We start from the raw sequence: 16,560 nt of genomic DNA, 5'->3' as shown, positions 1-16,560 counted from the left end.
GTTCACCACGCCCCTCGCTGACGGTGATCACCTGGCCGGAGGGCAGCGTCAGTTGTTTGAAGAATCCCTCCGCCGCCTGGCCAGTCAGTGGCAGGGTGAGCAGGCCGAGTGTCATGAATAAGGTTTTCATCGATGTGACCCTTGTTGCTGCGGTGACGGGCCGGCATGCCTGCCCGTCACGGATGTGAATGTGTGGGCCGGGTTCGGGCTTGCCTCTGCCCGGCTCTCTTTCTCTGCTTCGCCGGAGGCGGCCATTACCAGATCTTGACCCGTTTGGCCGGGTCCAGATAGAGCTTGTCCCCCGGCTGGATATTGAATGCCTCATAGAAGGCGGGAATGTTCGGCACCACGCCGTTGACCCTGTACTCGGGCGGAGAGTGGGGATCCGAGGTGAGCAGCATCTGCATCAGCTCGGGGCGATACATGCCCTTCCACACCTGGGCCCAGCCGAGGAAGAAGCGCTGCTCGCCGGTGAAGCCGTCCAGCACGGGTGCCTCCTTGCCATCCAGTGACAGCTCGTAGGCCTTGTGGGCTATGGTAAGACCGCCCAGATCGCCGATATTCTCCCCCAGGGTGAACTGGCCATTGACGAACTGACCATCGATGGGCTCGAAGCGGTTGTACTGGGCCACCAACCGACTGGTGCGAAAGCGGAACTCCTTGAGATCCTGTGGCGTCCACCAGTCGCGCATCAGGCCGTCGCCGTCTGACTTGGCCCCCTGATCATCGAAACCGTGGCCCATCTCGTGGCCGATCACTCCGCCGATGGCGCCGTAGTTGACCGCATCATCTGCCGTCATGTCGAAGAAGGGGGGCTGCAGTATGGCGGCCGGGAAGACGATCTCGTTGTTGCTCGGGTTGTAGTAGGCGTTCACCGTCTGCGGCGACATGTGCCACTCGTCTCTGTCTACCGGCTTGCCGAGGCGGGCCAGGTTGTCGGCATATTCAAAGGCGTGGGCCCGCTGCAGGTTGCCCAGCAGATCGCCCTGGCGGATCTCGATGGCGCTGTAATCCTTCCACTTGTCCGGGTAGCCGATCTTGGGTCTGAACTTGGCCAGCTTCTCCAGCGCCTGCGCCTTGGTTTCCGGCGACATCCACTCCAGCTCCTGGATGCTCTGGCCATAGGCGGTGCGGAGGTTCTCCACCAGCTGCTCCATGCGGGCCTTGGCCTCTGGCGGGAAGTAGCGCTCCACGTAGAGCTGGCCCACCGCCTCGCCCAGATGATCGTCCAGCACGCCGAGCGCGCGCTCCCAGGGGGCGCGTTGCTTGGGGGTGCCACTTAAGGTGGTACCGAAGAAGGCGAAGTGCTGGGCGTCGGTCTGGCTGTCAAGATAGGGGGCGTAATCCGTGATGAGCTGCCACTTGAGGTAGGCTTGCCAGTCGCCGATCGGGGTCTGCTGCATCAGGTCATCAAGGGCCGCGAGATAACTTGGCTGGCCTATGACCAGGCTGCTCTGACCGGCGAGGCCGGCCTGGTTCAGATAGCTGTCCCAGTCGATGTGCGGGGCGAGGCGCTTGAGCTCGCTCTGGGGCGCCTTGTTGTAATTCTTCTCCCGATCCCGCAGGGCCACGTTGTCCCACTGGATCTGGGCGAGTTTGGTCTCAAGGGCCAGGATGCGCTGGGCCTTGGCCTTGGCATCCGCTTCACCGAAACGGGTCAGCATGTCGGCGATGTGCTGCTCGTATTTCTGCCGCAGCGCCTGGCTGTTGGGGTCACTCTTGAGGTAGTAATCCCGATCCGGCAGGCTGAGCCCGGATTGATAGAGGTAGACCGCATAGCTGTCCGGCGCCTTGGCATCGGCGTCGATCCAGAAGCCGAACGGGGCACCGCCGCCAGTGCGACCGCTCTGGGCAAAGGCTCGGGCCAGCCCGCTCTGATCGCGGATCTGATCGATGTCGCTGAGCAGGGGCAGCAGCGGCGTGGTGCCCTTGGCATCCCGGCTGCCCTGATCCAGATAGCTCTGGTAGAGGTCGTGGATCTGCTGGGCCGGGGTGCCTGCTGCCGCCTTGCTGTCGAGCCCCTCGACCAGCACCCGCACGTCCGCCAGGGACTTGTCCCGCAGCATGTAGAAGGCGCCATCGGCGGGCCTGTCGTCCGGGATCTTGGCGGTGCTCAGCCAGTGACCATTCACGTAGCGGAAGAAGTCGTCACCGGGTTTGACCCGGGTGTCCATGTTGGCCAGCGCGAGGCCGGAGTGTTTGTCTGCTGTGTCCGGCCCCTGACTACAACCGGCCAGCAAGGCCAGTCCGATGAGGCTGGCCAGTATGCTTTTTTTATTGTTCATCTTGTTGGATTCCAATTCGGGTTATTCAGCTTACTGGCCCAAACAGGACAGTTCTTCACTCTAACAGTCGGGTTGCAGCTTGATAAGCCCGACTCTGCTAAGATCGGCCTGGTCGTTTTGGGGAAGCCTATGATTTCTCGTATTTATTCTCGTTTTTGTCAGACCCTGCCCGCGCCGGAAGGTTCCCGGGGCCTGTTGGTTGCCTTCAGTGGCGGACTCGATTCCACAGTGTTGTTGGTGCTGGCGGCGCAGTTTGCCCGCGAGCAGGGGCTCCGGCTACGCGCCCTGCACGTGCATCACGGCCTGAGTCCTCATGCCGATGCCTGGGTGGCCCATTGTGAAGCAGTGTGTCAGCAACTGGCGGTGCCGCTCATCGTCCAGCGGGTGCAACTGGTGCGTGGCAATGGCCAGAGCCTGGAGGCCCAGGCCAGGGAGGCCCGCTATCAGGGGCTGGCTGCCAGTCTGGGGGCCGGTGAGTGGCTGCTCACCGCCCATCATCAGGACGATCAGCTGGAGACACTGCTGCTGGCCCTCAAGCGTGGCGCTGGCGTGCGGGGCCTGGCGGGCATAGTGCCGAGTCAGCCGTTTGCGGCCGGCCTGCTGCTACGCCCCTTGCTTGAGGTCAGCCGGGCCGAGTTGGCCGAGGCGGCCCAATCGCTTCCTTACGGCTGGGTGGAGGATGAGAGCAATCAGGATGTGAGTTATGACCGCAACTTCCTGCGCCAGACGCTTATCCCCCAGCTCAAGGCCCGCTGGCCCGCCATGGCTCGCACCGCCGCCCGCAGCATGGCGCTGTGTGCCGAGCAGGAGACGTTGCTGACCGAGCTGGCCGAAGCGGACTGGCGGCTGGCCGGTGAGGGGAGTGCCCTGAATATCGAGCCGCTGCACGGGCTTTCGGCGACCCGGCGCAACAACCTGCTGCGCTACTGGATCCGCCGGCTGGGGGGCGAGATGCCCTCCCGGGATCAGCTGGCTCTGCTGTGGCAGGAGGTGGCGCTGGCGCGAGAGGACGCCAATCCGCAGTTCAGCTTGAAGCGTCTGGATTGCCGCCGCTTTCAGGGCCGGCTCCATCTGGTCAAGCCTAGACTGGTGCCCTGCCACGAGCAGTTGACGGTGGTGGTTGGCGAGTCGGTCGCCTTGCCGGATGGGCTGGGCCAGGTGCAGCTACAGCTGCGGCAGGGCGGTGAGGGGTTGAGGCTGCCCACTGCGTGGGAGCCAGTGTCGGTACGTTTTCAAGTGACGCCAGGGATCATGCTCAAGCCCGTGGGGCGCAGCGGCAGTCGGCGTTTCAAGAAGTTGCTGCAAGAGTATGGGGTGCCCTCCTGGCAGCGGGGGCGCATCCCCATTCTCTATTACGGCGAGCAGGTGGCAGCGGTGGCCGGACTCTTTATCTGTGACGGATTCATGACGCGAGCGACCGGTGTGGAGTGGCACTGGTTGCCAGCGGCAGACAGCTACATCCCGGAGTGAATCCGGGATCGCCATTAAGATAAAAAGCCGGCATTGCCGGCTTTTTGGCACTTGTCCACTTACCGGCTCAATCCAGCAGGCTGGTCTTGCCCGCTTTTTTGCGGGCGTAGAGGTGGGCGTCCGCCGCCTCATACAGGCTATGGACAGCCACCCCGGATTGCCAGCTGGCAGCCCCCAGGCTGCAGCCGACCGAGAAGCGACTGAGCTCCTTGTTGGTTATCAGCATGTGTTGCAGCCGCAGCCAGACCGGGCGCCAGGCCTCGGGCTCGGCGGGTTGCAGCAGCAGCGCAAATTCGTCGCCACCGAGGCGAAACGCCTGATCCGTGCTGCGGGTGCAGTTCTTGAGCAACTGGGCGAAGCGGCTCAGCACCAGATCGCCGACCGGGTGGCCCCAGGTGTCGTTGATCTGCTTGAAGTGATCCAGATCCAGCAGTACCAGCACCAGACCGTGGGACTCCCGGCTGTGCTGCTCCACCGCGCGGCCTATTGCCTCGTCGAAGTAGGATCGGTTGCCGAGCCCGGTCAGGTGATCGAGCCGCACCTGCTGCTCCAGTTGCGCCAGTCGCAGATAGAGGGGCAGGGGCAGGCAGAGCAGCTGATGGTACTGCTGCAGGATCCGCTGCTGGCTGCCGCTCAGGGTATGTTCCAGGGTGTAGTGCAACTGGCCGAACAGCTGGCCATGCTGGCCGCGCAGTTCGAACGGGTAGCTGTGTAGCGTCAGGTTGGCCTGGGGCGGCTGCTGGATCAGCCGAAGTGACTGGGCGTGATCAAAGTAGAGGCTGTGTATCCGGACAACTCTTGCCGCATGATCGGCAAAGGTTGCCAGCAGGCTGTCGAGATCCGTCTGTACCAGCAAGAGCTCGAGCAACTGGTTGCGATCCTTGCTGGCCAGCGGCGTGAGCCGCTCCATCTGGCGAACCCACTGTTCTATGCCATGTCCCAAACCATTCAATGACGATGTGTTTTCCACGGTATAGTCCTCAGACATCCTACTTACTCTCACCTCCCTGCAATCCTTGTGCCCAAAATATGTTCGATGTGAACAAGGGTCGCTGGCTAGGCTTAAGTGGATAAAAAGGGAGGAGAAATTGTATACAGATGTCTTGATCCTGCTGTTTGCCGCCGTCTTGCTGGTGGCGATTTTCCGGCGCCTCGGCCAGCCGGTGATCCTCGCCTACCTGCTTGCCGGGGTACTGCTCGGCCCCCATGGCGCCGCCGTGATCACGGGACAGGCGGTCATGCAGACCATCGCCGAGCTCGGCATCGTCTTTCTGATGTTCTCGCTTGGGCTGGAGTTCTCGCTGCCGCGGCTGATCGCCATGCGGATGCTGGTGCTGGGCGTGGGCGGTTTGCAGGTACTGTTCACCTCCTCGCTGTTCTTCTGGCTCGCGTGGTGGTGGGGGCTGAGCCTGCCGCAGGCACTGGTGGTTTCGGGCACCCTGGCGCTCTCCTCCACCGCCGTGGTGATCAAGCAGCTGGGGGAGCAAAAACAGCTGCACACCCGCCGTGCCCAGCTCGGGGTGAGCGTGCTGCTGTTTCAGGATCTGGCGGTGGTGCCGCTGCTGGTGATGATCCCAATACTGGCGAGGCCCGAGATCCAGGGCGGGGCCCTGCTGGCGGAGATTGCCTGGGCCACCCTCAAGGGGCTGTTCGCCCTGTTCAGCCTGCTCGCGGTGGGCAAGTGGCTGCTGCCGCTGCTGTTTCACGAGGTGGCGCGGGCCCGCTCCGACGAGCTGTTCGTGCTGACCGCCTTGCTGGTGGCGCTGCTGGCCGCCTCGCTGACCCAGTGGATGGGGCTCTCCATGGCATTGGGAGCGTTTCTGGCGGGCATGATGCTGGGAGAGTCCCACTATCGCCATCAGCTGGAGGTGGACATACGGCCGTTTCGGGACGTGTTGATGGGGCTCTTCTTCATCACCATCGGCATGACCATGGACTGGCAGCTGGTGGCACGGGCCTGGTGGCAGGTGATCATCAGCGTGCTCGGCCTCATCTTGATCAAATCCCTGCTGGTGCTGCTGGCCGGCCGCCTGATGGGGGAGCGCAAGCGCGATGCCATGGCGACGGGGATCATGCTGAGCCAGGTGGGCGAGTTTGGTTTCGTATTACTGGCGCTGGCCAATCATCACGGCCTGCTCGACCATCAGCTGATCTCCCTGCTCATCGGCATAGGGGTGATCTCCATCGCCATGACCCCCTGGCTGGTGCAGCGGGCCCATGGTTTGGCCCGTTCGCTCACCGACTCGGCTCTGCTCTCCCGCTCCGAGGTGGCGCAGTCCGGCCTGAGCAAGTATCAACACGTCATCATCGCCGGTTTCGGCCGGGCCGGGCAGACCTGCGCCCGCTTTCTCAAGCTGGAAGACATCCCCTTCCTCGCGCTGGATCTCGATCCCGAGCGGGTGAGCGAGGCCAAGTCGGCGGGGGAGCAAGTGGCGTTTGGCGATGCGAGCCGGCGCGATATCCTGTTGGCCGCCGGTCTGCTGCGGGCCCGGCTGGTGATCATCACCTTCGACGATCGCAAGCGGGTCGAGGCCATGCTGGCGCTGATCAAGGAGCTGGCGGTGGAGGTCAGGGTGCTGGTGCGCACCCGGGATGACAGCTTTCTGGAGGCCTTCAAGCAGGCGGGGGCCCACGAGGTGATCCCCGAATCCCAAGAGGGAGCCCTGATGCTGGTCTCTCACCTGCTACTCAACTGCAACATTCCCATCGGCCGGGTGATCCGGCGCATGGAGCATGAGCGCAGCAGCCAGTATCGCTTCCTGCACGGCTTCTACTGGGGGGATCAGAGCGCCAGCAATCTGGAGACGGATCAGCTGCTCGAGCGACTGCATCCCGTGCTGTTGCACGATCAGGCCTGGGCTGTGGGGCGCACTGTACAGGCTCTGGCACTGGATACAGTGCGGATCAAGGAGGTGCAGCGCGGTGAGCAGAGCCTGGAACCCAGACCCGAGCTGATGCTGGCGGCGGGGGATCTGCTGGTCCTGTTTGGCAATGCGGTGGCAATGGAGCAGGCCGAGCAGCGGCTGCTGGAGGGGCGCTAGCCCAGCGCCCCCTCCCCGGACCGGCTGCGTTCATGCCACTTATCGCGCCATCTGCTCGATACCCAGAAACTGTTCGACCCGCTGGCGCTCGTTGAGGGTGTCCCGGTAGCCCAGCTTGATCAATTGCTGGCAGTAGCCGGGGTAGAACATCAGGAAACTGGCCAGGCTGCTGCTCTCATCCCCCGTGACCCCCAGCACCCGCAGCAGGCGGCGCAGCTGTACCGGCATCTTGCGCAAATAGTTCAGCGCTATGATGTCTAGATCTTCGCTCGGCTTCAGTACACAGGTCTCCACTCGCTTCAATTTCAAACGGTTACGCTCCCGCTCCGGGATGAAATCCAGGGTCTGGTTGATGCTCCACAGCCGCTCAAGATCCGAGTTGAGGGTGTCGGTGAAGACAGTATCGAGCAGGTGGCCGGCGATGTTGGAGCTGGTCAGGTGATCGTGATGCAAGGTCGGTGCCGAGTGGGCCGGCGGATCCAGGGTGACCAGCAGGATCCGCTCCGCCCCCAGGTGGATGGCAGGGCTGAGCGGACTGAGCTGGTGGATGGATCCATCGCCATAGAATCTGTCGCCTATATGGGTTGCGGGAAAGACAAACGGCAGTGCTGAGGAGGCCATCAGGTGATCCGAGGTGAGCAGGGTGCGTACCCCGCGCCGTCTGGCTCGCTCCCACGGCAGGTGTTCGGCCCGTCCCTGAAAGAAGGTGGTGGAGAGGCCGTCATCGTAATCGGACGCCGTGATGGCGAGCGCCTCGAGGCTGCCGTAAAGAATGTTGTCATCGATGCGGTGGTAGTCGATGAGCTGATCCAGCAGGCGGCGCAGCGGCGCGTTGTCGAACAGGTGAAAGGCGTGGTTGGTGTGGGGATTGATGAGGCCTGCCGAGCCCTCGTACATCAACCGCCACAGCAATCTGCCGGGGTGAAAGTCGAAGATGTGATGGGTCTCGAAGCGGCGCCAGACCCACTCCAGCTTGCGCACCCCCAGATGAAAGCAGGAGGCATAGCAGGCCAGTGCGGTGGCATTGATGGCGCCGGCCGAGGTACCGCACAGTATGGGGAAGGGAATGCCGATATTGCGCGGATAGAACTCGGCGATGGCCTTGAGGGCACCGACCTGATAGGCGGCGCGAGCACCGCCACCGGTCAACAGAAGAGCTGTGTTGGGTCTGGCCATGATACTGCGCCTTATGTTTGCAACTGGGGGGCTGCCACCGAGCAATGTAACTATAAGGCACTGTATCGAATATAAAAATAGGGTTGTCTCCCCTTTTTTCAGGCTGGTTTTGCTCCCTCGTCAGGGCGCCCTCACTGGTGTGAATGGCCTCGCAGGCGCCGTCTCGTCATGCTGATTACGCTTGGGGGGAGCAACAGCTTGCTGCCGCTCAGTCGTCCTTGATATCGAGCTGCTGCAGGGCGATAACTGCCTGAGTGCGGTTCTTGACTCCGAGTTTTCTGAAGATGGCGGTGATATGGGCCTTGATGGTGGCCTCGGAAACGTTGAGCTCCCAAGCGATCTGCTTATTGAGGCTGCCATCGCGCAGCATCACCAGCACCTTGTATTGCTGGGGGGTGAGGCTGGCGAGCTTGCTGGCGAAATCGGGGCCATCTTCGGACTCGGGATGCAGCGAGATGCCGGCCGGCACCCAGTTATCCCCCCCAATCACCGTATTGAGGGCGCTGACCAGCTCCTTCATGGGCACGGATTTGGGGATGAAACCCAGCGCCCCGAGCCGCAACACCTGCTGTATGATGGCGGGATCCTCCGAGGCGGAGACCACGACGATGGGCAGATCCGGGTGCTGGCCGCGCAGGTGAGCGAGGCCGGAGAAGCCGTTGGCGCCCGGCATTTTGAGATCGAGCAGCAACAGGTCCACCTCCGGGTGTTCCCCCAGCAGACTGGTCAGACTGTCGATGGAGTCCGCCTCCAGCAGTTGGACGTCGTTGATGGCCATGTGCACCGCTTGATAGAGGGCGCCCCGAAACAGGGGGTGGTCATCTGCGATGACGATGGTAAATTGGCTATCCATTGCTCACATTGTTGCTAACTGATTGTTTTGGAAAATTAAACTAGCATCGCGCCTCTAGGGGGTCAAACCCGCAGGCATGCAAATGTGAAGCGAGCGTCGGATGTCGTGTCATTAGGGTCGATAGGATAGTCATGCGAAACCCATGCAGGAGGCAAGAGATGGGATCTTTGGTATTGACGGTGGGCACAGGCTCCACCTGGGCAATGCGTGCTGCGCTGGTGCTCGCCATGAGCGGGTTGGCGTGGCAGGAGCAGGTGTTTGATCTGGAAGATGCCAAGGCGTTGCAGCGGCTCAAGCGCGTGGGGCCAGCCGGCCTGGTGCCCTGGCTGGATCATGATGGTGTGCGGATACACGACTCACTGGCCATCGCCGAATATATCCACGAGCTCTGTCCCGACCGCCGGCTCTATCCCGCGTCCCTGGCCGAACGGGCGCTGGCCCGCAGCCTGTGCGCCGAACTGCACTCGGGTTTTGGCCAGATCCGCAGCCAGCTGCCCTTCTTTCTGGGGGCGCCGACCCGCAGCGAGCCACCGGTAGAGGCCATCGGCGAGCTGGCTCGTTTGCAGACCGTCTGGTCCCAGGCGAGGGAGCCCTTCTACTTTGGCGAGGCGGGTATTATCGACGCCTTCTATGCCGTGATGGCCCATCGGCTGGCCAGCTACGGCATCGTGCTGCCCGGTCAGGCGGGGGCGTATCAGCAGGCGCTGCTGGCTTGGCCTCTGTGGCAGGAGACCCTGCTCAAGGCGCGGTTGCAGTGGCCGGTGGCGGCGCGCCAGTCCCAGTAAACTGTTGCGGGCGGAATAACGAGAGAGGGGAGCCAGTGGCTCCCCTCTCTGTTGGTGGTGAAGGTGGCTTAAGGGTTACTTCTGCCGACCGGCAAAGACGACGACGACCTTGTCATCCCCCTGCTCCCGCACGAAGGCGTAGGGGGCATCCGAGAGTTTCTGGTGACTGCCTGCCGCAATGGCTGGATGGGCGGCGCGGAACTGGCCGAGTCGCTGCCAGTGTTTGACCAGCTCGGCCTTGTCACCGTGCTTCAGCTCCTGCCAGTTCATGTCAGATCGCACGCTCTGATCGAACACGCCCCCATCCTTGGCCAGGCTACGGCCCGACTCGTCGCCGTAGTAGAGCTGGATGCCGCCCGGCAGCAGCATGAAGCTGTTGGCCACCCGCCGCTGCAGCGGTATGTCCTGATAGTCACCGAAGAAGAGCTTGGTGTCGTGGGAGCTGATGTAGCTCAGCACGTTGAACTCGGGATCCTGATTGATGCGGCTGGCGTAGCTGGCATAGGTGGGATCGCTGCCCGCCATGCACTGGGCCTGGGGCAGGGCAAACTCGCGCTGATAGTCGAAGTTGATCAGCGAATCGAAGCCGTTCTGATACCAGAAATCCTTGGCGACCCCGTGATCCCACACCTCGCCCACCATGTAGAAGGGAAGGTCATCCAGCGCCTTGGTCGGGTTGGCCTGTTTCCACTCCTTGAGCGCCACCGTGCCCGCCTGCTTAAGCCTGGCCCACACCTCGGGCTCCAGATGTTTGACGGTGTCGGCCCGAAAGCCGTCGATACCGAAGCGGCGCACCCAGTCGGTGTGCCAGGCGATGAGGTAATCGCTGACGCTGGCATTGGGGATTGCTTTGGCTTTGGTGTCTTTTTTCGCGGCCAGCAGCGGCGGCAGCCCCACTGGTTTGGTTGATTCGGTCAGAAAATCGGGCAGCCCCGCCACCGAACCGGTCACATCGTCGGTGCCCGGTTGTGGGTAACCGGGCAGACCGGCGCGCACCCAGCCAGGCCCCCACCACTGGTTCCAGTCCGGGGACTGGTAGTCGATAAACTGGTTGTAGCCATGCCAGTTCAGATCGCCGCTCGGGCGCCACTGGTTCCAGACGGTCGGCAGTTTGCCGCTGTTTTGGGTCAGCTCGGTGAGCCCCAGATCCTGCAGATCGGCCAGGGTGGCGTAACCGGCGTGGTTCATCACCACGTCCAGAATGATCCGCATGCCGCGCTTGTGGGCTTCGTCCACCAGGGTTTTCAGGCTCTCTTCATCGCCATAGTTGGGATCGATTTTGGTGAAGTCCAGTGCCCAGTAGCCGTGGTAGGCGTAGAAGGGAAAGTTGCCCTGTTCACCACCGCCGATGAAGCCGTGCACCTGCTCCACCATGGGGGTGATCCAGATGGCATTCATGCCGAGGGACTTGATGTAGTCGAGCTTCTCGGTCAACCCCTTGAAGTCGCCGCCATGCCAGGTAGCCACCTCGTCCTGACCATCCTTCTGGCGCCCGAAGCTGTGGTCGTTGGCGGGATCGCCGTTGTTGAAACGGTCGGTCAGCAGGAAATAGACGCTGGCCTGATCCCAGCTGAAGGGGGCCGCTTTGGCTGCTTTGACCGGTTCGAGCAGCAGCAGGCCGCCGCTCTCCTTGGCTGGGGTCAGGGTCAGCTTGCCCTGTTTGACCACCGCCTCTTGTTTCGAGTAGGCATCTCGCAACCGGGTGCCGTCGGGCCAGATCCCTTGCAGCGATACAGTGACAGGGCTGCCATCCCACTGGATGCAGGGCTCCTCGGGCGGCTGACGCTTGAACTCGCTCTTTTTGGTGGCACGCAGCACCTGGAGGCTGGGGGTATCCGGGTTGAAGGTGAACTGATAGTCCCCTGCCAGCATCACCCGCAGGGTAAAGCTCTGATCCTTGGTGCAGTTGTCCATGGGTTGCGCCGTGCCGAAGGGGAGCGGCTTGCTCTCGCTCGGGCCAAAGCTGGTGCCGCAACTGTTGCCTGCATCGCTGATGCGGATCTGGTGGCTCCCCTTGGCAAGGGGATGGATCAGCGCTACCGGGCCCTTGTCCAGGTGCAGCGGCGTGGCGACTGCTTTGCCGTCCACATAGAGATGCACCTCGGGGACAGCCAGCACCTGGCCGGTCAACAGGGGGCCGCCCAGCAGGGCGAGCCAGAGGGGAGAGAAGCGGGGATCGCGACGCATAAGCCATTCCTTGAGCAAGGGGTAACCGGACCAGATTTCGTCAATGGGGCTCATTCTAGGGGTATGGTGGTGGGCATGGACAGGCAAAGCGCTGATTTGTGACCTTAGTTCAAATGGTTACGTTTTCAGAAATGGGAAAGTGTGACACCGGAACGCCGTCCATAAAAAAAGCCGGTCAGTCGACCGGCTTGTTGGTGCGGGTTATCACCTCAGACGGTGAAGAACTTGAAGTTGACGAAGGCCACCGCGATGAAGGAGGCGACCATGCCGCTGATGCAAAGCACGGCTGGGCGAATGGCAGGCCAGCGATGGGTCAGCAGGACAATGGCCAGCATGGTCGGATAGAGGCCGAACATGTAGCGCGGCATGGCATTGAGGCCTGTCATCAGCGGTATGGTGCAGCAGATGAACATCAAGGTCGCCTCGGCCCAGCGCTTCTGGCTGAACAGATAGAGATTCAAGGCCCAGCCGAACATCACCATGATGGAGAGGTAGGACTTGCGACCACCCAGCTCGAAGCCGCTCAGCCACCAGTCGAGGGGGCTGTCCATGTAACGGCCCCAGGCCACCTGGATATGCTTGAAGGCCAGCGCATCGCCGGTGAGATGATAGAGGTAGACCATGTAGGCAAACAGGCCGAGCGGGATCATCCAGAGTGCGAACACCACCCGGAAGGCCCGCTCGGTGAAGCGGAAGAACTCGCGCCAGCCATAGGCCTGCAGGGCCAGGATCAGCACGGGGAACACCATCATGACCCCCAGATTGCGGGTGCTTGAGATGAACACGCCGAGCAGGGCCACCATCAGCCACTGTTCCCGATAGGCGAACAGGAACATCCCCAGCATCAGCGCCATGAACATCGACTCGGTATAACCGGAGACGAAATAGGCGGAGAAGGGAGAGAAGGCGAGCAGCCAGACGCCGAAGCGGGCAGTCTCGTCACCGAGTTTGAGTTGACGCAGCACCAGCAGCATCAGCGGCAGGCTGGCGAAGAAGGCGATGTTGGTCACCAGCATCAGGCCGATCAGACTCTCGACGTTGAGCAGGTTGGAGAGCATACCCGACAGGATCGGATAGAGCGGCATGAAGGCCCAGTTGGCTGCGTTGCCCTTGCTGAGCCAGCGCGGGTAGAGATCATAGCCGTTCTCTATGATGCGCTGGAACCAGACACAGTCGAACTGGCAATAGGCTTGCAGCGGACCGATTTCAGGGGAGCCATAGAGCTGGACACCGAAATAGCCTATACCGTACAGCGCCACTCGGCTCAGTACGAAGGCGGCGATGATCATCAGCCAGTCGCGGCCGCTGATGCGCAGCGACGGGCGATAGGGGCCCACGTTGTCAGGGGTCATAGTTGTCATGTCATTCATCAGGCAAATACCCAGATCCTGGAGAGGAGGTAGGTGAGCACGGTGACTGTCAGGGTGGCGATCACCACAGGCAGCAGACCGGAAAGACCTGCAAACAGCAGACCGCTCAATATCAGGTTTCTCACCGCCAGCGAGAAGAGTGCGACCAGCAAGAATTTGCCGATGGCGCCCTGTTTCTGGAAGGTGATGTAACGATGGCCAAAGAATGAGAACCAGAAGGCAATCATGAAGGCGATGGTCGTGACCCAGTGCTCAGAGATGGTGGGCCAGGTGTGGAACAGCGCGATAGAGGTGCCAAGGTCGACGAGGGTTGCCCCCCCGCCGACCAGACCGAACCGAAACAGGCGCCAGAATTCCTCGCGGGAGATCATTGAGGCGCTTGCTCCTGCAGGTCGTCAGTGACTTTTACTGTGGCCGCTTTCTTGCCGGTGCCCTTCTTGCTGCCAGTCGCCGCGCCGTCCTGTGTTTGCGCTTCATCCTGTTTGGCATACTGGCCGTACACCCCTTCAATCAGGTAGACGGGACGCTGCTTCACTTCCACAAACATGCGACCTATGTACTCGCCTATGATGCCAAGCGACAGCAGCTGGATGCCGCCGAGAAAGAGCACAACTGACATCAGGGAGGCGTAGCCCGGCACGTCTATGCCGAAGAAGACCACCTGGGTCACTATCTTGAGGATGTAGAGGAAGGCGACGAAGGAGACGCCGACCCCGACGTAGCTCCACACCCGCAGCGGCCAGCTGGAGAAGCTCATCAGGCCATCGAGGGCGAAGTTCCACAGCTTCCAGTAGTTGAACTTGGTTTCACCGGCGTGACGGGCGGGGCGCTCGTAAGGCACGCCGACGGCGCGAAAACCGGCCCAGGCAAACAGCCCCTTCATGAAGCGGTTGCGTTCGGGCAGTTGCTTGATCGCCTCGACCACGCGGCGGTCGATCAGGCGGAAGTCACCGGCGTTTTCCGGCAGCTTGGTGCTGGTGGAGAGGGCGTTGAAGAAACGGTAAAAGCCACCGGCGGTGAGGCGCTTCATCGCGGTATCTGCGCTGCGATCCACCCGGATGCCATAGACGGTGTCATAGTCACCTGTCTGCCACAGCTTGACGAATTCGAGGATCAGGGCCGGGGGATCCTGCAGATCCACGTCCATCGGTACGATGGCATCGCCCTTGGCATGATGCAGGCCGGCGGTAATGGCCGCTTCCTTGCCGAAGTTGCGCGCCAGGTTGACCAGGGTTACCCGGGGATCGCGGGTAATGGCCTGCTCAATCACTTCACGGGTGCGGTCACGGCTGCCGTCATTGACGAACACTATCTCCAGTCGATCCTTGAGGGGCGCCAGTTCGTTATCTATCGCGTTGATGAAGGCATCTATGCTCTCTTCCTCGTTGTATACGGGAACGATCAGAGAGAGTCGAAAATCGGAATGCGACATGAAAACTTCCTTATTTGGAAAATTATTTTATAAAACAGCGTATTGGATAATACGTCTTACTGGGCGACAGTCAGTCGTACCGACTGGACATTGAGAGGTGTCGGTGCGGACAGTGCCAGGAAGTTGGGACGCTTGGGATCTGATGTCAGCGACTCGCCTGGCAGATTGAGCCGGATCTCGTTGATACCGGCCTTGGCCAGCTTGATGGTGGTGGTGAAGTCATGGCCCAGGGCCACCTTGAGCAGCGCGCCAGCTTGCGGGCTGTTGACCCGAGCCTGAATGGTCAGCTGTTCGGGCTGTGCCTGTTGTCTGGGCAGCACGAAGTAGAGGCCACCCTGGCCACTGAGTTCGGTGCCGTCTGCGCTCGGCTTCTTGGCCCAGCCTTCGCTGGAGAGGAAGCGGCTCGGCTTGGTCAGATTGAGCTCGTTGCCGGGCTGGTAGGTCATGCTGGAGTTGTGTTCCCAGAAGCGGGTTTTGCCTTCCAGGTAATAGAGTTTGTAGGCCAGGCTCACATTGGGGTGAGCAGCCAGATAGAGGGTGTAAAGGTAGAAGCCACTCAGGGCCATGATGGCAGTCAGAAAACCGAACTTTTTGTACGTCATATCACTCTCTACGCCTCACGATTGGTAGGCTGATTTCGCGCATATGCTAATCCAATTGCAAAAAAAGCATAGTGGATCACAAAAATATATTTGGTCACATATTAACCCCTTTCCAGCCCGTGTTCCAAATGTTACTGCTTTGCCTTTTTTATCGCCTGACTCGGCCTTATGCCGCGCGGGGACTGGGCTCATTTTCGGGCTGAGTCCCTGCTGCCGCAGCGGGCCAGTTCAGACACTGTGCTGACCGTTGCGATTGCTGTGGCGGGATCTGTCGCCATTTTACCAAGGCCGATTTATGATGGGGTATCGCCAAGTCAAGGATGACCCATGAGGCTGAAACTCTTCTGCTGGACGCTCTGGTTATTGACCCCGCTGGTGTCGGCAAACAGCCTGTGTCCCTCTCTATTGCGGGTCGGTTATGACAACTGGCCACCCTATCACTATTACGCCAAGGCGGTGGCGACCGCGCCTAAGGTGCTGCAGGGGTTTGCGGTCGAGGCGCTCAACGCCATACTCCAGCGTCTGGACTGCCAGGCGACCTATGTCGAGCTGCCCTGGAAGCGGGTGTTGCACGATTTGGATCAGGGCTCGATCGATATTGCCATGGAGGCCTATTTCAACGACGAGCGTGGCCGCTACGCCTGGTTCTCCGATGCCTATAACCCGGGGCGAAGCGTGCTCTGGATCCGCAAATCATCCGTTTATTCCGAATCCGATCTGGCGACCTGGCTGGCCAATGGCCATACCCTGGGGGTCACCAAGGACTACTACTATGGAACTGAAACCGCCGAGCTGGTGCGCCGTTATGCGGCCCAGGTCAGTGCGGTCAACGATCGGCAAAACTATGGCAAGCTGGTGCGCGGCCGCATCGACGGTTTTCTCGGGGATATTCTGGCGACCCCCTGGGGTCTGAAAGAAGAGGGATTGGTCGATCTGATCGTGCCTCACGCCATGCCCGTATATGAGGCACCGACCTTTTTCATGTTCAGCAAGAAGCGGCTGTCGCCCGCATTTGTCAAGGCGTTCAATCGGGAGTTGACTGAATTTAGAGCAACCAATGAGTATGACGTTATCTGGCGGCGCTACGCGCCCGCCAGCTAGTAAAGTCGTTGGCATTCACGCATCATGAGCGCCTTGACCACCGGGTCTGACAGGCTGAAGTAAACCGATCTTGAGGTAAGCATGGGGAAGACGTATTGGCTGGCATTGGCAAACCTGATCTGGCTGGGCTGTTGGCCTGCGGCCATGGCGCAGGCCAGCGAGGGTCAGGTGGTGGTGACCAATGCTGCGGTGCAGCACGACTGGTACCAGAACAGCACGGCGGGGCAGGCTCGCCACGAGTTGGAGCTGCAGTTGCAG

Annotated in this window: 13 protein-coding genes and 2 pseudogenes; 5 read left to right on the top strand and 10 right to left on the bottom strand. The window is 61.3% G+C overall.

Features of this window, described 5'->3' with window-relative positions; all coding sequences use genetic code 11:
• Both AAC083_RS04620 and AAC083_RS04615 read right to left on the bottom strand, forming a co-directional pair.
• Positions 1-130: pseudogene (locus AAC083_RS04620) on the bottom strand (PliI family lysozyme inhibitor of I-type lysozyme); the annotation flags it as partial.
• Positions 131-254: 124 nt separating this feature from the next.
• Entirely contained in the window at positions 255-2,285 is a 2,031-nt protein-coding gene (locus AAC083_RS04615) for a M13 family metallopeptidase (RefSeq protein WP_181364644.1), read from the bottom strand.
• A gap of 129 nt (positions 2,286-2,414) precedes the next feature.
• Between AAC083_RS04615 and tilS the strand changes: the two genes are divergently transcribed.
• Positions 2,415-3,755: a tRNA lysidine(34) synthetase TilS gene (gene tilS, locus AAC083_RS04610; RefSeq protein WP_108535956.1), complete on the top strand. Its 1,341-nt coding sequence runs from the start codon at positions 2,415-2,417 to the stop codon at positions 3,753-3,755.
• A gap of 67 nt (positions 3,756-3,822) precedes the next feature.
• Here the strand turns inward: tilS and AAC083_RS04605 are convergent, their stop codons facing one another.
• Complete coding sequence (locus tag AAC083_RS04605) at positions 3,823-4,743, bottom strand: GGDEF domain-containing protein (RefSeq protein ID WP_181364643.1); 921 nt, start codon at positions 4,741-4,743, stop codon at positions 3,823-3,825.
• 100 nt (positions 4,744-4,843) lie between these two features.
• Between AAC083_RS04605 and AAC083_RS04600 the strand changes: the two genes are divergently transcribed.
• Positions 4,844-6,796, top strand: coding sequence for a cation:proton antiporter domain-containing protein (locus tag AAC083_RS04600; RefSeq protein WP_108535954.1), 1,953 nt, complete (start codon positions 4,844-4,846; stop codon positions 6,794-6,796).
• 39 nt (positions 6,797-6,835) lie between these two features.
• Here the strand turns inward: AAC083_RS04600 and AAC083_RS04595 are convergent, their stop codons facing one another.
• On the bottom strand, positions 6,836-7,972 hold the full coding sequence (locus AAC083_RS04595) for a patatin-like phospholipase family protein (RefSeq protein ID WP_108535953.1): 1,137 nt from the start codon (positions 7,970-7,972) through the stop codon (positions 6,836-6,838).
• 208 nt (positions 7,973-8,180) lie between these two features.
• Positions 8,181-8,825: a response regulator gene (locus tag AAC083_RS04590; RefSeq protein WP_108535952.1), complete on the bottom strand. Its 645-nt coding sequence runs from the start codon at positions 8,823-8,825 to the stop codon at positions 8,181-8,183.
• A gap of 158 nt (positions 8,826-8,983) precedes the next feature.
• Between AAC083_RS04590 and AAC083_RS04585 the strand changes: the two genes are divergently transcribed.
• Positions 8,984-9,610, top strand: a complete 627-nt coding sequence (locus AAC083_RS04585; protein WP_108535951.1) for a glutathione S-transferase — start codon at positions 8,984-8,986, stop codon at positions 9,608-9,610.
• Between the two features lie 75 nt (positions 9,611-9,685).
• On the opposite strand, the gene AAC083_RS04580 is transcribed toward AAC083_RS04585, so the two are convergent.
• The 5 genes from AAC083_RS04580 to AAC083_RS04560 form a co-directional block, all read right to left on the bottom strand.
• Entirely contained in the window at positions 9,686-11,797 is a 2,112-nt protein-coding gene (locus AAC083_RS04580; protein ID WP_108535950.1) for an alpha-amylase, read from the bottom strand.
• A 209-nt stretch (positions 11,798-12,006) separates the two neighbouring features.
• On the bottom strand, positions 12,007-13,167 hold the full coding sequence (locus AAC083_RS04575; RefSeq protein ID WP_108535949.1) for a hypothetical protein: 1,161 nt from the start codon (positions 13,165-13,167) through the stop codon (positions 12,007-12,009).
• Positions 13,167-13,538, bottom strand: a complete 372-nt coding sequence (locus tag AAC083_RS04570) for a GtrA family protein (protein ID WP_042038192.1) — start codon at positions 13,536-13,538, stop codon at positions 13,167-13,169. Before AAC083_RS04570 ends, AAC083_RS04575 begins: the two co-directional genes overlap by 1 nt.
• Positions 13,535-14,599, bottom strand: a complete 1,065-nt coding sequence (locus AAC083_RS04565; RefSeq protein ID WP_108535948.1) for a glycosyltransferase family 2 protein — start codon at positions 14,597-14,599, stop codon at positions 13,535-13,537. The genes AAC083_RS04570 and AAC083_RS04565 overlap by 4 nt, the downstream gene beginning before the upstream one ends.
• A 56-nt stretch (positions 14,600-14,655) precedes the next feature.
• Complete coding sequence (locus tag AAC083_RS04560) at positions 14,656-15,201, bottom strand: hypothetical protein (RefSeq protein WP_042038194.1); 546 nt, start codon at positions 15,199-15,201, stop codon at positions 14,656-14,658.
• Between the two features lie 327 nt (positions 15,202-15,528).
• Between AAC083_RS04560 and AAC083_RS04555 the strand changes: the two genes are divergently transcribed.
• Both AAC083_RS04555 and AAC083_RS04550 read left to right on the top strand, forming a co-directional pair.
• Positions 15,529-16,302 (top strand): substrate-binding periplasmic protein, encoded by a 774-nt coding sequence (locus AAC083_RS04555; protein WP_108535947.1) that lies wholly within the window; start codon positions 15,529-15,531, stop codon positions 16,300-16,302.
• Between the two features lie 81 nt (positions 16,303-16,383).
• Positions 16,384-16,560 (top strand): annotated as a pseudogene (locus AAC083_RS04550) (L,D-transpeptidase family protein); the annotation flags it as partial.

The organism is Aeromonas sp. HMWF014 (assembly GCF_963878295.1).
GTDB lineage: Bacteria > Pseudomonadota > Gammaproteobacteria > Enterobacterales > Aeromonadaceae > Aeromonas > Aeromonas popoffii.
The sequence above is the reverse complement of the archived record's forward strand: the minus strand, read 5'-3'. Positions and strand labels throughout refer to the sequence as shown.

Coding starts and splice junctions, on each gene's coding strand:
- AAC083_RS04565 (WP_108535948.1), bottom strand. CDS start 14,599: ATGTCGCATTCCGATTTTCGACTCTCTCTGATCGTTCCCGTATACAAC.
- AAC083_RS04605 (WP_181364643.1), bottom strand. CDS start 4,743: ATGTCTGAGGACTATACCGTGGAAAACACATCGTCATTGAATGGTTTG.
- AAC083_RS04585 (WP_108535951.1), top strand. CDS start 8,984: ATGGGATCTTTGGTATTGACGGTGGGCACAGGCTCCACCTGGGCAATG.
- AAC083_RS04615 (WP_181364644.1), bottom strand. CDS start 2,285: ATGAACAATAAAAAAAGCATACTGGCCAGCCTCATCGGACTGGCCTTG.
- AAC083_RS04575 (WP_108535949.1), bottom strand. CDS start 13,167: ATGAATGACATGACAACTATGACCCCTGACAACGTGGGCCCCTATCGC.
- AAC083_RS04560 (WP_042038194.1), bottom strand. CDS start 15,201: ATGACGTACAAAAAGTTCGGTTTTCTGACTGCCATCATGGCCCTGAGT.
- AAC083_RS04580 (WP_108535950.1), bottom strand. CDS start 11,797: ATGCGTCGCGATCCCCGCTTCTCTCCCCTCTGGCTCGCCCTGCTGGGC.
- AAC083_RS04570 (WP_042038192.1), bottom strand. CDS start 13,538: ATGATCTCCCGCGAGGAATTCTGGCGCCTGTTTCGGTTCGGTCTGGTC.
- tilS (WP_108535956.1), top strand. CDS start 2,415: ATGATTTCTCGTATTTATTCTCGTTTTTGTCAGACCCTGCCCGCGCCG.
- AAC083_RS04595 (WP_108535953.1), bottom strand. CDS start 7,972: ATGGCCAGACCCAACACAGCTCTTCTGTTGACCGGTGGCGGTGCTCGC.
- AAC083_RS04590 (WP_108535952.1), bottom strand. CDS start 8,825: ATGGATAGCCAATTTACCATCGTCATCGCAGATGACCACCCCCTGTTT.
- AAC083_RS04555 (WP_108535947.1), top strand. CDS start 15,529: ATGAGGCTGAAACTCTTCTGCTGGACGCTCTGGTTATTGACCCCGCTG.